At 67.5% G+C, this 16,497-nt stretch carries 16 protein-coding genes and 1 riboswitch; of the genes, 3 read left to right on the plus strand and 13 right to left on the minus strand.

What is annotated here, in order from left to right; genetic code table 11:
• Positions 1-18: 18 nt before the first annotated feature.
• From DQ229_RS01980 to DQ229_RS02025, 10 genes are all read right to left on the minus strand, one after another.
• Complete coding sequence (locus tag DQ229_RS01980; protein ID WP_114964604.1) at positions 19-1,047, minus strand: N-acetylneuraminate synthase family protein; 1,029 nt, start codon at positions 1,045-1,047, stop codon at positions 19-21.
• An 83-nt stretch (positions 1,048-1,130) separates the two neighbouring features.
• Positions 1,131-2,129: an energy transducer TonB gene (locus DQ229_RS01985; protein ID WP_114964605.1), complete on the minus strand. Its 999-nt coding sequence runs from the start codon at positions 2,127-2,129 to the stop codon at positions 1,131-1,133.
• Complete coding sequence (locus DQ229_RS01990; RefSeq protein ID WP_114964606.1) at positions 2,129-2,524, minus strand: ExbD/TolR family protein; 396 nt, start codon at positions 2,522-2,524, stop codon at positions 2,129-2,131. The genes DQ229_RS01985 and DQ229_RS01990 overlap by 1 nt, the downstream gene beginning before the upstream one ends.
• Before the next feature lie 13 nt (positions 2,525-2,537).
• On the minus strand, positions 2,538-2,918 hold the full coding sequence (locus DQ229_RS01995; protein WP_114964607.1) for an ExbD/TolR family protein: 381 nt from the start codon (positions 2,916-2,918) through the stop codon (positions 2,538-2,540).
• Positions 2,918-3,562, minus strand: a complete 645-nt coding sequence (locus DQ229_RS02000) for a MotA/TolQ/ExbB proton channel family protein (protein ID WP_114964608.1) — start codon at positions 3,560-3,562, stop codon at positions 2,918-2,920. The genes DQ229_RS01995 and DQ229_RS02000 overlap by 1 nt, the downstream gene beginning before the upstream one ends.
• Positions 3,559-4,371, minus strand: a complete 813-nt coding sequence (locus DQ229_RS02005) for a cobalamin-binding protein (RefSeq protein ID WP_202909491.1) — start codon at positions 4,369-4,371, stop codon at positions 3,559-3,561. Before DQ229_RS02005 ends, DQ229_RS02000 begins: the two co-directional genes overlap by 4 nt.
• Positions 4,368-5,120, minus strand: a complete 753-nt coding sequence (locus DQ229_RS02010) for an ABC transporter ATP-binding protein (RefSeq protein WP_114964609.1) — start codon at positions 5,118-5,120, stop codon at positions 4,368-4,370. Before DQ229_RS02010 ends, DQ229_RS02005 begins: the two co-directional genes overlap by 4 nt.
• A complete protein-coding gene (locus DQ229_RS02015) occupies positions 5,117-6,109 on the minus strand; it encodes a FecCD family ABC transporter permease (protein WP_238380923.1) in 993 nt (330 codons plus the stop codon). Before DQ229_RS02015 ends, DQ229_RS02010 begins: the two co-directional genes overlap by 4 nt.
• A gap of 5 nt (positions 6,110-6,114) precedes the next feature.
• A complete protein-coding gene (locus DQ229_RS02020) occupies positions 6,115-6,987 on the minus strand; it encodes an ABC transporter substrate-binding protein (protein WP_114964611.1) in 873 nt (290 codons plus the stop codon).
• Between the two features lie 20 nt (positions 6,988-7,007).
• Positions 7,008-8,879, minus strand: coding sequence for a TonB-dependent receptor plug domain-containing protein (locus DQ229_RS02025; protein WP_114964612.1), 1,872 nt, complete (start codon positions 8,877-8,879; stop codon positions 7,008-7,010).
• A 123-nt stretch (positions 8,880-9,002) separates the two neighbouring features.
• Positions 9,003-9,207: riboswitch (cobalamin riboswitch) on the minus strand.
• A gap of 284 nt (positions 9,208-9,491) precedes the next feature.
• Between DQ229_RS02025 and mgtE the strand changes: the two genes are divergently transcribed.
• Positions 9,492-10,895, plus strand: coding sequence for a magnesium transporter (gene mgtE / locus DQ229_RS02030; protein ID WP_114964613.1), 1,404 nt, complete (start codon positions 9,492-9,494; stop codon positions 10,893-10,895).
• Positions 10,896-11,048: 153 nt separating this feature from the next.
• Positions 11,049-12,131, plus strand: a complete 1,083-nt coding sequence (gene pheS, locus DQ229_RS02035) for a phenylalanine--tRNA ligase subunit alpha (RefSeq protein ID WP_114964614.1) — start codon at positions 11,049-11,051, stop codon at positions 12,129-12,131.
• A 103-nt stretch (positions 12,132-12,234) separates the two neighbouring features.
• On the opposite strand, the gene DQ229_RS02040 is transcribed toward pheS, so the two are convergent.
• Together DQ229_RS02040 and DQ229_RS02045 are read right to left on the minus strand one after the other, a co-directional pair.
• Positions 12,235-13,410 (minus strand): lytic murein transglycosylase, encoded by a 1,176-nt coding sequence (locus DQ229_RS02040; protein ID WP_114964615.1) that lies wholly within the window; start codon positions 13,408-13,410, stop codon positions 12,235-12,237.
• A gap of 80 nt (positions 13,411-13,490) precedes the next feature.
• Entirely contained in the window at positions 13,491-14,480 is a 990-nt protein-coding gene (locus DQ229_RS02045; protein ID WP_114964616.1) for a glutathione S-transferase family protein, read from the minus strand.
• A gap of 182 nt (positions 14,481-14,662) precedes the next feature.
• Between DQ229_RS02045 and DQ229_RS02050 the strand changes: the two genes are divergently transcribed.
• Positions 14,663-15,016 carry a hypothetical protein gene (locus DQ229_RS02050; RefSeq protein ID WP_114964617.1) on the plus strand — a complete coding sequence of 118 codons (354 nt, stop codon included), beginning with the start codon at positions 14,663-14,665 and terminating at the stop codon, positions 15,014-15,016.
• Here the strand turns inward: DQ229_RS02050 and DQ229_RS02055 are convergent.
• The gene (locus tag DQ229_RS02055; RefSeq protein ID WP_114964618.1) at positions 15,010-16,182 is read right to left on the minus strand and encodes a MalY/PatB family protein; all 1,173 of its coding nucleotides are present in this window, start codon (positions 16,180-16,182) and stop codon (positions 15,010-15,012) included. The genes DQ229_RS02050 and DQ229_RS02055 overlap by 7 nt on opposite strands.
• Positions 16,183-16,497: the final 315 nt, after the last annotated feature.

The raw sequence follows: 16,497 nt of genomic DNA on the forward strand, positions 1-16,497 counted from the left end.
GCCAACCCCGCCGCGCCATCACCCCAGATCGGCCCAGCGTAGCTGCTGGTTGCGCCTGACCGGGCGGGTCAGCTTTCGCCCGACCACCTTGTCGAAGTCATAGCCCGCGATCTCGCCCGAGCCGGGGCGGCGCGCCCAGATGTCGGCCTCGGTAATCACATGGCCTTCGGGCAGATCGCGCTCGGCCACCACGCTCGCACGGGCAAAGCGATAGACGTCTTCTTCCGGCGCGGTGCGCTGTTTTTCATTGTGCAGCGCGATGGCGATCTCGGCGGAGCGGTCGATCAGGCGGCGCAATTCGGCCGGGTCCATCGAGCAGGGAATATCCGGCCCCTGCCGATAGCGGCTGTCGGTGAAGTGCCGCTCAAGCACGCGCGCGCCCAGCGCAACGGCCGCCAACGCCATCTCGGGGCCGATGGAATGGTCGGAGAACCCCACCACAGCCCCCGGAAAGGCGCGCTGCAGCTCGGTGACCCCCTTGAGCGAGACAATCTCGGGCGGTGACGGATATAGATTGGTACATTCCAGCAGCGCGTAATCTATGCCCGCCTCGTCCAGGATCGCGACCGAGCGCGCCAGGCTTTGGATCGTCTGCATCCCCGTCGACAGGATCACCGGCCTCCCCTTGGCCGCGATATGGCGGATCAGCGGCAGGTTGTCGGCCTCGCCCGAGCCGATCTTGAAGGCCGGCACGCCGATCTCGTCCAGGAAATCCGCAGCCGCCCGCGAAAACGGGGTGGACAGGTAGATCAGCCCAAGGCTTTCGGCATGGGCCTTCAGCGCGATTTCGTCCTCGCGCGACAGCGCGCAGCGTTCCATCACCTCCCAGATCGAGACATCGGCATTGGGCGGAAAGATACCCTTGGCCTCTTCGGTCATCTCGTCTTCGACGATATGGGTTTGGTGCTTGACGCATTCGCAACCGGCGGCTGCCGCCAGTCTGACCATGTGCTTGGCGACCTCCAGATCGCCGCCATGGTTGATGCCGATCTCGGCAATCACCAGCGGCGGCGCGGGCGGCAGGAGCGAGCGATGGGCAATCTTCACGGGCGGGCCTCCGGGCTTCGCAATACGTTGCCTCTGCCCTGCCCGACAACGCGGCCCAGATCAAGCGGCTTGCAGGGGCATGCTCAGGGCTGAAAGCTGATCGGCAAGGTGAAGCTGTAGGACGCCGCCGTCAACGCCGACGGGGCCGACGGGAACCGCCCGGCCCCGCGCACGGCATCCAGCGCCGCGCGGTCCAGTCCGGCATGGCCCGAACTGGCCGCCAGCCCCGCCGTCATCAGCCGGCCATCGCGCCCCACCTCGAGCGCCACGGTCGCGGTGCCGCCGATGCGTGCACGGCGCAGGTTGTCGGGATAGCTTTTGCGCCGTTCGACCTGCGCGCGAATACCGCCGCCCCAGCTTGCCAGGTAGCTGTTCCGCTGGGCCTGCGAGAGAGTGGCCGCAGGGGCGGGTTCGGCCCGTTGGCCCGCTGCCGGGCCGTCGCCCGCGCCGCGCGCGGCCTGTTGCGGCCTGGGCGCCGAGCTGGCGGCAGCGGCCTGTTGCGCGGGGCGCGGACGCGGGCGAGCATCCCCGGGGCGTGCCTCGGCCAACTCGACCGGGGGCGCGCGCGGCGTGGTATCCGGCGCGGCATCGGATCCCGACGCCGCAGCCCTGGGCTGCTGCGGCGCGGTTTGGACAGGCGGCGATGCCGGATCGGGGCGCGATTGCGGCGAGCTTGGCGCAGCGGGGGCATTCGCCGGGGCGGCGGGCCTGTCATATGCGGCCGCAGCAAGCGGGCCAGGTGCGGGTAAAGGTGCCTCAGCCCGCAGCAGCGACGGCAGGGCAGCAGGCGCATCAAGAGACTGCGGTGCGGGCTCGCGATCATGCTGCACGGCAGGCGCCATGTCTGCCGGCGCCGGTGACGCGGGCGCCTCAGTGACAGGCCCTGTTATGGCCTGCGGCGGGCGCTGCCATTCCTCGGCCAGCGCAGCATATCTGGCCGGCGCGGCCTCGATCGACACCAGCGCTGCGCCACCCGCGCCGCTGCTTTGCGCGCCCATCTGCCCCTGCAAACCCAACGCCAGCGCGACATGCGCCGCCAGCGCCAGCGCAATAAAGGGAACCGCCTGAAAGACGCCGCGCATCACCCTGGCCCCCCGCCCTGCGTGATCAGCGAGACCCGCGCAATCCCCAGCCCCGACAGCCGCGCCAGCACCGCCGCGAGTTCCGCCCCCGGCGCCGCCGCGTCCACGCGCAGCACAAGCGGGGCCTCATCACGCGCCGCCAGCGCGGGCCAGACGGCTTCGTCGCGAGCCGGCCCAAAGGCCAGCCGCCCATCCGCCCCTAGATAGAGCGCGTCCGGGTCGCGCCCGGCCTCGGGCAGCTGCGTCTGCGCCTCGGGCGGCGATACGTCGAACGGCTCGGGCGGGGCGATCTGCGCCGACATCAGGAAGAAGATCAGCAGCAGGAACACGATGTTGATCATCGGCACGGCGGACTCACGCGCCGGGCGCGGACGGGGTCTGGCGAATATCTGCATGATGCACGCCCTCCTATTCGACCAGAACGAGCCGGGTCAGCCCGGCCTCGCCCAGCGCCTCGATCACCGCGACGACGCGCTGCACCGCCGCCCCTTCACCCGCGCGCAGAAGCACCGGGTCGGCGTTGTCAGCCATCAGCGGCGCAAGTGCCCCGGCCAGCGCGGCCTCGTCAGCCGGGGCGCCATTCAAGGTGACGCCCTCGGGCAGCACCTCGACCAGCCGCGGCGGGCCCTGCCAGGCCTCGGCCTCGGCGCTGCCGGGCAAGGCAAGCTCCAGAGCACCCTCCAGCCCGAAGCGCGCGGCCAGCATGAAGAACACCAGCAGAAGAAACACCACATCGATCATCGGTGTCAGGCCGGGCTTGCGGCGCACAGGGGCGGGCAGCGACAGCATCACGCCCCCCCTTCACGCGCCCGCAGCCGGGCCAGAAAGACGCGGGTGGCGATGTCTTCCATGTCATGGCCCAGGCGTTCGGTCACCGCGTCGAACCAGCTGAGCACCAGCGAAGCCAGGATCGCCACCGACATACCCGCCGCCGTGGTCAGAAGCGCCTCCCATATGCCGCCGGCCAGGGTGGCAGGATCGGCCCGCGCGCCGGCCTCCTGCAACGCCTGGAACGCCGCGATCATGCCGATCACCGTGCCGAGAAGGCCCAGAAGCGGGGCGATGGTGGCGCTGAGTTCCAGCGCGCGCAACCCGCGCCGGGCCTTCTCCATCAGCTTGCGGGCGATGCGGGCGGTTTCCTCGCGCGCGGCCGCATCGGGCAGGGTCGCGGCGGCCTGCATCGCGCTCAGCGCCAGTCGCCCGCGCAGCCCCGCGCGCCCCTGCAACGCGGCCTGCGCGGCCTCGCCCTGCCCGCCGACCCAGAGCGCCAGCGCCGCCTCGGCCCGCGCGCCGCCCCCCCAGGCCCCGGTCATCATCAGGCGCCAGAGCTTCCACAAGGCAATCGAAAGCGTCGCCACCGATAGTGCGGCGATGATCCAGATCACCACGCCGCCGCGGTCCAGAAATTCCCACAACCCGGCAATCGCGTTCATGTCGCGGCCTCCTTCTGCGTGGCATTGGCGATGATCGTGCAAAGCGCATCGAACCCGTCGGTCAGCGCCGCAGGCCCCGGCTGCAGGATCAGCGGCGATTTGATTTCGTGGATCTGGCCCTGCCGCACAGCGGGGACCACCTGCCAGCCGGGGCGCGCGGCGATCTTTTCCGGGCGCACCTTCTTGCCACACCACGAGGCGATGATGACATCGGGCGCAGCCGCGATCACGGCCTCGGGCGGGATGATGCGGTCGCGCGCGGCCTGTTCATGGCGCAGATGGGCAAAGCAATCCTCGCCGCCCGCGCGCTCGATCAGTTCAGACACCCAGCCCACTCCGGTGATCAGCGGGTCATCCCATTCCTCGAAATAGACGCGCGGACGGGGTGCGGCGGGGGCGTCATGCTGCGGCTCCTCGGCAAGCCGGGCCTCGAAATGCGCCGCCAGCCGCGCGGCCCGGCGCGGGCACCCCACCAGCGCCCCCAGCGTGCGGATCATCGCCAGAATGCCGGCAATGTCGCGCTGGTTGAAGGCATGCACGCTGAGGCCGGCGCGGATAAGCTGCGCGGCGATATCGGCCTGGATGTCACAAAACACCAGCACCAGATCGGGATCGAGCGCCTGGATCTTGGCAATGTCGGCGCTGGTGAAGGCCCCCACGCGCGGCTTTTCGCGCCGCACTTGCGGCGGGCGCACGGCATAGCCGGTCACACCGACGATGCGCGCGTCCTCGCCCAGCATATACAGGGTTTCGACGGTTTCCTCGGTCAGGCAGACAATGCGTTCGGGAGGGAAGCGGCGCAGGCTCATGTCAGGCGCTCCAATGGCTGGAAAAGGGGGCCGTGGGGCGTGTCGATCATTTGCGCGCGGATGCCGAATACCTCGGCCAACCGCCCAGGCGACAGCACCTTGGCGGGCAGCCCGTCGGCCGCCACGCGGCCTTGGTGCATCATCACCAGCCGGGTGCAAAAACGCGCCGCCTGCCCCAGGTCATGCAGCGCGGCAACCACCGTGCGCCCCTCGTCGGCGAGCGCGGCAAAGACCTCCATCGCACCAAGCTGATGCGCGGGGTCCAGCCCGGCAATCGGCTCATCCGCCAACAGGAGCGACGTTTCCTGCGCCAGCGCACGGGCGATCAGCACCCGCGCCTGCTCGCCGCCCGACAGCTCGGTCGCGCGGCGATCCTTGAACCCGTCCAGCCCCATCCGGGCAAGGGCATTCGCGACGGCGCGGTGGTCGGCCTCCTGCCCGCCGGCACGGCGGTGCGGCGTGCGGCCCAGTCGCACCAGCGCCTCGACGCTGACGGGCCAGGCGATTTCGCGCATTTGCGGCAGCCAGGCGGCGTGGCGCGCGCGGACCTCAGGCAGCATCGTGGCAAGGTTCGAGCGCCCTTCATGCGGCAACAGCCCCAACGCCGCGCGCATCAGGCTGGTCTTGCCCGCACCATTGGGTCCGATCAGCCCCACGAACGCGCCCCGGCCAACCGAAAGGGTCACCTCATCGACCACCGGGCACGCGCCGCGTCGGACGGTAAGGTTCTCGAGGGAAAGCAATGTCATAGCCCCTCCCTCCGCGTGCGCCAGATCAGATGCAGGAAAAGCGGCGCGCCGACAATGGCAGTCAGCACGCCCAGCTTGAGGTCGCGCTCGGGCGCGATCAGCCGCACGGCGATATCAGCCGCCAGCACCATCGCCGCGCCGCCCAGCATCGACGCCCATAGCAGCCGCGAGGGCTGCGCCCCCACCAGCGGGCGCAACAGATGCGGCACCACCAGCCCGACAAAGCCGATCGCGCCTGCCACCGCCGTGGCCGCCCCCACGCCCGCCGCCACGCCCAGCACCAGCACCAGCCGCAGCCGCGCCAGCCCGATGCCCAGCGCTGCCGCCGCATCCTCGCCCAGGGTCAGCGCATCAAGGCCCCGGCCCAGCGCCAGCAACATCACCCCGCCCAGCGCCACGAAAGGCGCCGCCAGCCAGACATGCAGGAACGAGCGATCTGCCAGCGACCCCATCATCCAGAAAACCATCTCGGTCGCCGCGAACGGGTTGGGCGAGAGATTCAGCACCAGCGACACCAGCGCCCCCGCCAGCGCCGAAATCGCGATGCCGGCCAGGATCAGCGTGAACGCCCCGCCCCCCGGCCCCGCCAGCAACAAGAGCACCAGCACCGCCAGCACCGCGCCGCCCAGCGCCATCAACGGCAGCGCCAGCGCGAAGGCCGCCGCCAGCCCGGTCTGCAGCGCCAACACCGCGCCCAGCGCCGCCGATCCCGACACCCCGATCAACCCCGGCTCGGCCAGCGGATTGCGCAGATACCCCTGTAACGCCGCCCCCGAAAGCCCCAGCGTCGCCCCCACCAGCACCGCGAGAGACGCGCGCGGCAGGCGAATTTCGCGCATCACCAGCGTTTCCGCCGCGCCCGCCTCGCCACCCAGCAGGGCCGCGGCGCTCTGGCCCGGCGTCAACCCCGCCGGCCCGAAGGCCATCGACAGCACGAACAGCACCAGCACCAGCGCCCCCAGCAGCGCCATCAGCAACGGAAAGCGCAGCGCGGTCATGGCAGGGCCTCGCGTGCGGCGCGCAGCCGGGCGATGGCGCGCAGCACATAGGGCGTGCCGCAGACCCAGTCGGCGTCGCTAAGCGGCAAGAGTGCGCGCGTATCGGTAAAGCTGCGCAGCGCCGGATGGTCCAGCACCGCCTCGGCGCGCGAGCTGCCGCCGTAGCGTGTGCCGGTTATCACCGCATCGGGCGCCAGCATGATGAGTTGTTCCAGCGGCAAGGTGCCGCCATAAGCCAGCCCGGCCTCGGCGGCGGCATTGACAAAGCCCGCGCTGCGCAGGATCGCACCGGCCAGCGTGGCCTCGCCCGACGACCAGCTGTTGGCCGAATAAAGCACTGCGCGCGGCGGGTCGTCAGGCGCATCGGCGCGCAGGGCCGCCAATTCAGCGTCGAACGCGGCCAGAATAGCCTCGGCGGCGTCTTCGCGCCCCAGCAGCGCGCCGACGCGCAGGATGTCCGCGCGGATGCCATCGAAATCGCGGGTCGGGGTGAACTCGGCCACCGGCACGCCAAGGCGGCGCAACATTGCCGTGGCGTGATGGGTGGTATAGCTGCCCGCCAGCACCAGATCGGGGTTCAGGCGAAACACGTCCTCCGCCCCGCCGGGGGTAGTGGCATAGCCCTCGGCCTCGACGCTCATGGCCGACGCATGCGGGTCGCGCGCCAGCCGCGACACCGCTACCAACTGTCCCGGCGCGGCCAGCAGCATCGCCAACTGGTCGGTGCAGACATTGAGCGACACCACCCGCTGTGGCGGCGCGTCCCGAGCGCCGGCAAGCGCGGCGCAAGCCAGCCAGGGCGCCAGCAGCAGCCCGCCCAGCCAATGCCGGGCGCCGGTTGCTGCCGCTATGCCTGCCCGTGCCCGCATCGCGCCCCACCTTTCCTTCGTCAGAACCGCGCCGCGACCCCGGCATAGAATGCCCGGTCCGAAGTGCCATAGCCCGCGACCTGCTGATATTGCCGATTGAACAGGTTATCGACACGCAGCGTCAGATCGGCCTGCGGGGTGAGTTCGTAACGCAGGCTGACGTTGGCCACGGTGTAGTCGGGCAGCGGTCCGGTAATGCAACCCGGAGTGCAGATTGGCAAAGTATCGCGCCTATCAGCCACATGCTGCACCGTAAGCGTACCGTGCAGTCGCTCGGCGAGCTCGGCATCCAGGCTCAGCGACAGATCATGACGCGGCACGCGCGAAAGGCGTTGGCCGCTGCGCGTTCCCGCGGTGATTTCGGCATCAATATATGTGTATGCGCCGTGAAGCATGATGCGTTCGCCCAGCGGCAAGCTGCCAGCCAGTTCCAGTCCGCGGCGGCGCGTGCTTTCCACATTCTCAGGCGGAAAGCCATGAATCTCGTCATCGGTGCGCAGCACGAAAAGCGTTCCCGAAAGCCGCACGCCCCCGGCGAAGGCGTATTCGGCACCAATTTCGGCGCTGCGGCTGGTTTCGGCCTCGAGGTCAGGGTTGCCGAAGGGGCCGAAGCGTTCACCCGATGCCGGCGCGCGATACCCGTTCGAAACGGCAGCCCGCAGTGTCAGCCCATCAGCAGGCCGCCACGCCATCGCCATCCGCCCGGTTGGGAAGGTGCCGAAGTCGGAATGGCGATCAACACGACCGGTCACGGAAATATCAATCTCCGACGTCGCTGCCCACTGAGCCTCGGCGAAGATGCCCGCTATGGTTTCGCGGTAGCGCGGATAGCCCGTCCACGGGGCGACACCGCTTGTTGTCTCGCGACGGATGTCGGCACCCCATGACAGGGTCAGGTCCGGGCTGGTCTGCGCCGTGCCCTGATAGCTCGCGCCGATCCGCGTGCCTTTGAAGCGGTCGGGGGCGGTTCCGGCGCCAAGGTCACGGTCCTCGCGCCGGATACGATAGGCTGTGATGTCGAAGACATGGCTCACTGCGCCCGCCTCGACCTCGGCAAACAGCCTTGCGCCAAGCTCGCGGCGGCGTTCTTCAAACTCTTCATCAACGGGCCAGTCGTCGTAATCCGCGCGCGATCGCTGCGCAAAGCCCGAGAATCCCAGCGTCAGATCATCGGTCATCCGGTGCCGGGCCGAAAAACTCAGCCGCGTGGCCTCAAACCCGTCGGGCGCGCCGCCCTCGACAGCCGAAAAGCCGTCGCTGCGGAAATGGCTGGCGTTGAGGCTGACCTCGCCGCGCTCGCCGCGATTGGTGAAGCCGTAGCGCGTAGAGAGCGTGCCATAGCTGCCGCCCTCGATTCCGGCGCTCTGGCTGATGCCGGGGCCATCATTGCTACGGCTCGTGATGTTGATGACCCCGCCTACGGCCGAGCCACCATAAAGCGCCGATTGCGACCCGCGCAGAACCTCGATCCGGCCCACATCGGCCGTGGTCAGCGTGCCGAAATTGACCGCGGATTCCGGCGACGAGGGATCATTGACAAGCACACCGTCGATATAGACCGCAACATAGCGCTGGTGCGCGCCGCGCATCCGCAGCGCTGTGGACGATCCCGGCGGGCCAGTGCGTGCTACCGTGACCCCCGCCATCCGGTTCAGGTAATCCGAAACCAGCACGTCGCCCGAGGCCGCGAGGTCTTCTTCGGTGACCACGGTGACGCTTGAGCCTGTGCGCTCAAGCCCCGTGGGGGTGAGGTTGGCGAAGACGGTGATCTCGTCCAGCGCGAAAGCCTGCTCCTGGGCCTGTGCCGCGCCAGTTGCAGCCAGCGGCAGGGCGACCAGGGCGATGATGGATCGGGAAAGCCGGTTTTGTTTCATGTTTTTGATGTCCCTCATGAGGTGCGCAGGCGCACCCTGGATCAAGATGTGGATGTCTTGCGGAGGGACGTTCCCACTCCGCAGACGGCGCTTCTCGTCACCGCTGCGGCTCGACCGCTCCCATGGCGCGCCCCGCGCCCGGGTAGGGTGATCATTCCGGCAGGTCTCCTGGCTTGCGGGTCGTCGCGGTTGCCTCGCCTTCCCGACCAGGTGGTCAGTGGCATATGGAGGCACCGCTCGCCGCTCACAGTTGCGGGGGCAGCTCCGGCTTCGGCCCTTGCGGGCCACACCGGATTCCCTTTTCACCATCACCCGAAAGCGATGGACCGGAATGCTCACCGCCTAGATCATTCGCAAGCCGCGCGTCAAGAGAATTGCGGCACGCAACCGCAGCTGCGGAATTGACAACCGCGCCCCCCGCACCTAATCCGGGGCCAGCCCCCATCCCGGCGGGGCGCCTCAACCGGAAGCGACATGGACGAGAGTTCAAGTCGGGGTCAACTGGCCGACCCCGCACCCGAAATCGGCGACCCGTGCGCCATGACAGCCACGACATCGCGGCGTGGCGGACAAGTGGCCTGAACAGGTCGCTCCCCGCCCCGTCCGCATCTGACGGACAGGAGACAGGGGATGACCAAACCCACCTCGCTTGCCGATTTCCGCTTCGACCCGGATGCCGAGCACGACTACATCGACGCGGCCTTTGTCGCGCTGGAGATCACCCGGCTTCTGCGTGAGGGTGACACGGACTCCGTGCGCGAATTCCTCATCACGCAGGAACTGGCCGATGTCGCCGCCTATCTCGAAGAACTCGACGTCGACGAGGCGCTGACCGCCACGCGCCTGCTGCCCCTGCACGACCAGGCCGAACTTATCGGCTATCTCAAGCCGTCTTCGCAACTTGTCGTGGCCACCCAGATGCGCCGGCGCGAACTGGCCGCGCTGATGTCGGCCATGAGCCATGACGAACGCGCCGACCTGTTCAAGCAGCTCGACGAAGAGGCACAGGAGGCGCTCTTGCCGGCGCTGTCCAAGGCCGAGCGCGACGACCTGCGGCGCCTCGCCTCCTACGAGGAATGGACCGTGGGGTCGGTGATGACCTCGGACTACGCCACGCTCAAGCCCGAGATGAGCGCGAGCGAGGCCCTGGAGGCCCTGCGTGCCCAGGCGCTCGAGGCCGAAACCGTCTACACCGCCTATATCGTCGATGATGACCGGCACCTTATCGGGGTGCTCGACCTGCGCGACCTGCTGATTGCCCGCCGTCGCCAGCGCGTCGATTCGATCATGGACACCGAGCCGGTCTGGATCCGCGCCGACGCCGAACAGGAAGAGGCCGCGCGCATGATCGCCCGCTACGACCTGATCGCGCTTCCGGTCCTCGACACGGACGACCGCCTGGTAGGCATCGTCACCGCCGATGACGCCATGGACGTCGCCGCCGACGAAGTGACGGAAGATTTCCACAAGGGCTCGCTCGTCAGCCCGCTTGAGACATCGGTCGCCGAGGCCACGATCAGCGTGCTCTACAAGGCGCGAATCTACTGGCTGGTGCTGCTGGTCTTCGGCAACATCTTCTCCGGCGCCGGCATCGCCTATTTCGAGGAAATCATCTCAGCGCATCTGTCGCTTCTGTTCTTCCTGCCGCTGCTGATCGCCTCGGGCGGCAATGCAGGCACCCAGTCAGCCACGCTGATGGTGCGCGCGCTGGCCACCGACGATGTGCGCCCCTCGGATTTCGGGCGGCTTCTGGCGCGAGAGCTTGCAATCGCGCTGGCGCTTGGGGTGACGATGGCGCTGGCAGTCTCGGTGATCGGCATCTGGCGCGGCGGGGTCGAGATCGCCGTAGTGGTGGCGCTGGCGATGACCGCGATCGTGCTGATGGGGTCGCTGATGGGCATGTCTCTGCCGTTCATCTTTGCCCGGTTCAACCGTGACCCGGCGGCGGCTTCGGGGCCGCTGGTGACATCCATGGCGGATATTCTCGGGGTGCTGACCTATTTCGGCATTGCCTCGGTGCTGCTTGATATCTGACAGACATGGCCCCCCTACGCCCTTCTTCTTGGAAGAAAATATCCTCGGGGGGCGCGGGGGGCAGACAGCCCCCCGCCGCAGGCTTGCATTCGGGGGGCTTTGTGCTACGCCCTGAGCCCCGAAACGGACGCAATGTCAGGGGCGCGCAGGCAGATGGACGATATCGCATCAATTCGCAGCAGATATCTTGAACAGGTCGCTCAGGCCGACAGCCCCGACGCACTGGAATCGGTGCGGCTGGCCGCGCTTGGCAAGAAGGGCGAAATCAGCCTGAAAATGCGCGAGCTGGGCAAGATGACGCCAGAGGAGCGCCAGCAGGCCGGCCCAGCGCTCAATGCCCTCAAGACCGAGATCGACGCCGCCCTGCGCGCCCGCAAGGCCGCGCTGGAAGATGCCGCACTGGATGAACGCCTGAAAGGCGAATGGCTCGATGTCACCCTGCCCGCGCGCCCGCGGCGCATGGGCACGATCCACCCGGTCAGCCAGGTGATGGACGAGTTGACCGCGATCTTTGCCGATATGGGCTTTTCTGTTGCCGAAGGCCCGCAGGTGGAAAGCGACTGGTACAATTTCGACGCGCTCAACATCCCGCCCGAACACCCAGCGCGCCAGGAACACGACACATTCTTCATGCACCGCCGCGAGGGCGACAACACGCCGCCGCATGTGCTGCGCACCCATACCAGCCCGGTGCAGATCCGCGCGATGCAAGACCAGGGCGCGCCGCTGCGCGTGATCGCCCCGGGCCGCGTCTATCGCATGGACATGGACCAGACCCACACGCCGATGTTTCACCAGGTCGAGGGGCTGGCGATCGACCGCGACATTTCCATGGCCAACCTCAAATGGACGCTGGAGGAATTCTGCCGCGCCTTTTTCGAGGTCGATCATGTGGAGCTGCGCTTCCGCGCCTCGCATTTTCCGTTCACCGAACCCTCGGCCGAGGTCGACATCCGCTGCTCGTGGCAGGGCGGGCAACTCAAGATCGGCGAAGGCGACGACTGGATGGAGATCCTGGGCTCGGGCATGGTGCACCCCAAGGTGCTTCAGGCCGGCGGGATCGACCCGAACGAATGGCAGGGCTTTGCCTTTGGCGTGGGGATCGACCGGATCGCCATGCTGAAATACGGCATCCCCGACCTGCGCACCTTCTTTGAAGGCGACCTGCGCTGGCTGCGCCACTACGGCTTCAGCGCGCTTTCGGTGCCAACGCTCGCCGGCGGGCTGAGCGGTTGAACCGATCGGGTGGGGCGATCGTGCCGGAAGCGTAATCGCCCAAGCCAGGGAAGAATCGCGCGACGCGCCCGAATGTCGCCCGGTTCACGTTCGGGTGCCCACTTCAAAGCCGGTTCAAAAGCGCCCGCGTCGGCCATGCATCCGCAGGCAAGCCCAGTTCCTGTTGCACGGCCTGCACGCTGGCGCGGGTACGCGCGCCCAGAATGCCATCAACTCCGCCCACTCCGTGACCGCGCGCCTCAAGCCGGCGCTGCAACTCGCGCATCTCGTCGGGGTTCAGGCCTGGGTCGGGGTTGCCCGGATCGAACACCGGCGCGCCTTCAAGCCGGGTCGCGAAATAGGCCGTCGTGACCACATAGACAAAACTTTGGTTCCACTCGAACAGCACATGGAAATTGGGAAACACCATGAAGGCCGGGCCGTGGCGCCCCTGCGGCACCAACACCCAGGCGCGCGTCTCGCCGGCGGGCAAGCTGCCGTGGCGCGGCTCCACACCCAGCGCAACCCAGTCGGCCACGGTCAACTCGCTGCGCAACCCGGTGAGCGACCAGTCCAGCGTATCGGGCAAGGTGACTTCATGCAGCCACGGCGCACCCGCGCGCCAGCCGAGATTGCGCAGCAGGTTCGCCCCTGACAGCAGCGCATCTGGCACAGACCCTTTCAGGTCAACCCGCCCGTCGCCGTCGCCATCGACGCCGCTTTCCAGAATATCGGCGGGCAGCATCTGCACCTGCCCGATCTCGCCCGCCCAGGCGCCGCTGGTCCTGGCCGGGTCGAACTGGCCGCGCGCGTAAAGCTCAATGGCGGCCAGAACCTGCGGGCGAAACAGTTCAGGCCGGCGGCAATCATGGGCCAGCGTCACCAGTGCGTTGGCAGTGTTGTAGTCACCCTGAAAGGCGCCGAAATCCGTCTCGAATGCCCAGAATGCCAGCAGGATGCCCGGCGGAACCCCGTAATCACGACGCGCGCGCTCAAGCGTTTCCCGGTGCACTTCGCCGTTGCGCCGCCCATGCTGCAAACGGTGCTGGCTGATCAGCCGTCGGGCAAAATCGGTGAACTCGGTGCGAAAGATCCCCTGCGCACGGTCGGCCCGCAGCACGGCGGGATCAGGACGGACCGGTTGAAAGAAGCTCGCGACCGTCGCGGGGGGCTGGCCGGCAGCGACGGCCTCGGCGGCCAGGTCATCGACGAAGGCGCCAAAATCGCCACCGCAAGGGGCCGAGGCAGCGGCCTGCGTGATCGCGATCGTTAAAGCCGCGGCAAGAAACGGGGCGCGCATGAAAACCTCCGGACCAATTACCACGAAAGCTTAGCAATGCGCGCCCCGATGACCAAATCACGAACCCCGCAGCCGATGCGTCAGGCGGCGCGCAGATGCCCGCGCCCGTGCGGTTCGTCAAAATCCAGCACCGGGTTGATCGGGATGATCCGGTTGGGATTGATGGTGTCGTGGCTGTAGTGGTAGTGCCGCACGATATGGTCCAGCCGCACTGTCGCCGCCACGCCGGGCCGCTGATACAGCTCGCGCGTGTAGCCCCAGAGGTTGGGATAGTCGATTATCCGCCGTCGGTTGCACTTGAAATGCAGGTGATAGACCGAATCGAAGCGCATGAGCGTCGTTACCAGCCGCCAGTCGGCCTCGGTCACACGGTCGCCGACCAGGTAACGTTGCCTGCCCAGCCTGTCCTCCAGCCAGTCGAGCGACTCGAACAGCGCGGTGACCGCCTCGTCATAGGCTTCCTGCGTTGTGGCGAAACCAGAGCGGTAGACCCCGTTATTGACCGTATCGTAGACACGCGCGTTGACCGCATCGATTTCGTCGCGCAGGGGCGCGGGGTAGTAGTCGTCGCGATTGCCGGTGATGTCGTCGAAGGCCGAGTTGAACATGCGGATGATCTCGGCCGATTCGTTCGACACGATGGTTTCGCGCGTCTTGTCCCACAGCACCGGCACCGTCACCCGGCCCGAAACGTCGGGTTTGGCGCGGGTGTAGATATCGCGCATGTAGCGGCTGCCATAGAGATCATCGCCCGTGGCGCCGGGGAAATCATCGCGAAACTCCCACCCGTCGGACAGCATGTCGGGATGCACGGCAGAGACGGTGATGTGATCCTCCAGCCCCTTGATCGCCCGGAAGATCAGCGCCCGGTGCGCCCAGGGGCAGGCATAGGATACATACAGGTGGTAGCGCCCGCTCTCGGCGGCGAAGCCCCCCTCGCCCGAGGGGCCGGGGCTGCCGTCCGGCGTGACCCAATTGCGGAATTTCGATGTATCCCTGACGAACCGCCCCCCGGTCTTTTCCGTATCATACCAGTCGGTCTGCCAGGTGCCGTCAACAAGCTTGCCCATTGTGAACTCCTTTCATCCGGCAACATAAGCCGCGCGCCCCCGCACTGCGACCCCGTCCAGAGCGCAGCCCACCGCGCAAAAATGCACAATCCGAGCTGGGATTCGGGGAACCTGTCATTATCTCTTCACTTGTTTGCCAGAGGCTTGCAGGGCATTCTGCGCCGGAGAGGAGGGGCCCGAAGATGTTGGAAGATCTGCCCAAAGACGTGCGCGAGGGGCTGGAAGCCGCCCGCAAACTGGCCCGCCAGCGTGGCAAGACCCGGCTGCGCCTGCATGCGGGTGACGCGGTCTATCCGATCCTGCGCGTATGGGAAGATGGCTTTGCCCTGGCCTCCGAGACCACGCCGCATCTGCGCGGGCTGGTCGATGTGCATGAGGGCGGGCGGCATATCCTGCAATGCCTGATCGTCGCCTCACGCGAGGAAAACGGCGAAATCATTTGCGAATTCAAGCGCAACACCAGTGTTTCCGACCGCCCCGCACTGGATTTCGAACGCGCCGAGGATGCCCCCAGGGCGCTGCTGCCCCGCTACTGAAGGTCATCGAAGGCCTGTTGCAGGCGCTCGGCGGCTTCCTTCACCAGCGCGCGCGGCGTGCCCAGGTTGAACCGGAGGAAAGTCTCGCCACCACTGCCGAAGGTTTCGCCGTGATTGGCGGCGATCTGCGCGCGCCCCTCGACCCGCCCGATAAACTCCTGCGCGGTCATGCCGGTGCCTTCGAAATCGACCCAGGCAAGGTAAGTCGCCTCCAACGGCATGGAACGCAGCCCCGGTATCGCATTCACCGCCTCGTCGAACACCTTGCGGTTGCCGTCGAGATACTTGACCAGCGCATCGACCCAGGCCGCGCCCTCGGGCGTGTAGGCCGCGGTCGCCATGTGGATCCCGAAGGAATTGGGCGAAATCCCCAGCGCGGCGACGGTCTTGGCGAACTGCCCGTGCAATTCCGGGTCGGGCAGGATCACGTTGCCCACATGCGCGCCAGCGATGTTGAAGGTCTTGGTCGTGGCCGTCATCATCACCAGCCGGTCCATGATCTCGGGCGCGGCATTGGCCATGACGGTGTGATGCTGCCCCGGCATCACGAGGTCATGGTGAATCTCGTCCGACACCACGATCAGGTCGTGGCGCTCGGCGAACCGTGCCAGCGCCTGCAATTCCTCCTCGTCCCAGACGCGCCCACCGGGATTGTGCGGCGAGCAGAGGATCACCATGCGCTCATCGCCCTGCATCAGGTCGTCATAGGCGTCGAAATCCATGACATAGCGGCCATCCTCCCGCACCAGCGGGCATTCGGCCACCCGCCGCCCGGCGGCGCGGATCACCCGGGCAAAGGCATGATATACTGGCGTGAACAGCACCACACCCTCGCCCGGCTGCGTCCAGGTCTGCACGCAAAGCGCCGTGCCGTTGACCAGCCCGTGCGCGGTGAAGATCGCCTCGGGCTCGAGCTGCCAGAAGTGGCGCTCCTTCATCCACCAGCAGATCGCTTCGCGATAGGCGCGGTCGTCGCCGAAATAACCGAATACCCCGTGGTCGCACATTTCGCGCAGGGCCTCGCGCACGCATTCAGGCGGACGGAAATCCATGTCGGCCACCCACATGGGCAGGCCGGTGTCTTCAGGCACGTCATAGCGCGCCGTCATCATGTCCCATTTCTGCGAATGGGTGCCGCGCCGGTTGATGAGGTTGTCGAAATCCATGCGGGTTACTCCGTTTTCCTGCAGGCAAGGTTGCGCCCGCAGCGGGGAGGTGCAACCGCAAAATGCGGTGGGTTGGTCGGGCAATGGACCGACTGCGGGCGGATCTGCACTGCCCGCAGTTTCCCAGCATTGAAGGCACGGTCAGTTGCCGGCCGCAGACGAATACGAAACGCCCGCCGGTGGGCCGTAGGACACTACCAAGACATGTTGCGTTGAATTGCACTCGTCCAGCTCCGACCAGAGGGCATGCGGCCGCCCGAGGTGGGCGCGGATGCGCCCGCCTGGGGGGCGGGCGGGCGCATGCCCGGGCCGCAA

Source organism: Alkalilacustris brevis (genome assembly GCF_003350345.1).
Lineage (GTDB): Bacteria > Pseudomonadota > Alphaproteobacteria > Rhodobacterales > Rhodobacteraceae > Alkalilacustris > Alkalilacustris brevis.

Bases quoted from the DNA above. Each gene is read 5' to 3' on its own strand.
- DQ229_RS01990 (WP_114964606.1), bottom strand. From the start codon at position 2,524: ATGCAGATATTCGCCAGACCCCGTCCGCGCCCGGCGCGTGAGTCCGCC.
- DQ229_RS02020 (WP_114964611.1), bottom strand. From the start codon at position 6,987: ATGCGGGCACGGGCAGGCATAGCGGCAGCAACCGGCGCCCGGCATTGG.
- DQ229_RS02040 (WP_114964615.1), bottom strand. From the start codon at position 13,410: ATGCGCGCCCCGTTTCTTGCCGCGGCTTTAACGATCGCGATCACGCAG.
- DQ229_RS01985 (WP_114964605.1), bottom strand. From the start codon at position 2,129: ATGCGCGGCGTCTTTCAGGCGGTTCCCTTTATTGCGCTGGCGCTGGCG.
- DQ229_RS02045 (WP_114964616.1), bottom strand. From the start codon at position 14,480: ATGGGCAAGCTTGTTGACGGCACCTGGCAGACCGACTGGTATGATACG.
- DQ229_RS02005 (WP_202909491.1), bottom strand. From the start codon at position 4,371: ATGAGCCTGCGCCGCTTCCCTCCCGAACGCATTGTCTGCCTGACCGAG.
- mgtE (WP_114964613.1), top strand. From the start codon at position 9,492: ATGACCAAACCCACCTCGCTTGCCGATTTCCGCTTCGACCCGGATGCC.
- DQ229_RS02050 (WP_114964617.1), top strand. From the start codon at position 14,663: ATGTTGGAAGATCTGCCCAAAGACGTGCGCGAGGGGCTGGAAGCCGCC.
- pheS (WP_114964614.1), top strand. From the start codon at position 11,049: ATGGACGATATCGCATCAATTCGCAGCAGATATCTTGAACAGGTCGCT.
- DQ229_RS02000 (WP_114964608.1), bottom strand. From the start codon at position 3,562: ATGAACGCGATTGCCGGGTTGTGGGAATTTCTGGACCGCGGCGGCGTG.
- DQ229_RS02025 (WP_114964612.1), bottom strand. From the start codon at position 8,879: ATGAGGGACATCAAAAACATGAAACAAAACCGGCTTTCCCGATCCATC.
- DQ229_RS02055 (WP_114964618.1), bottom strand. From the start codon at position 16,182: ATGGATTTCGACAACCTCATCAACCGGCGCGGCACCCATTCGCAGAAA.
- DQ229_RS02010 (WP_114964609.1), bottom strand. From the start codon at position 5,120: ATGACATTGCTTTCCCTCGAGAACCTTACCGTCCGACGCGGCGCGTGC.
- DQ229_RS01995 (WP_114964607.1), bottom strand. From the start codon at position 2,918: ATGCTGTCGCTGCCCGCCCCTGTGCGCCGCAAGCCCGGCCTGACACCG.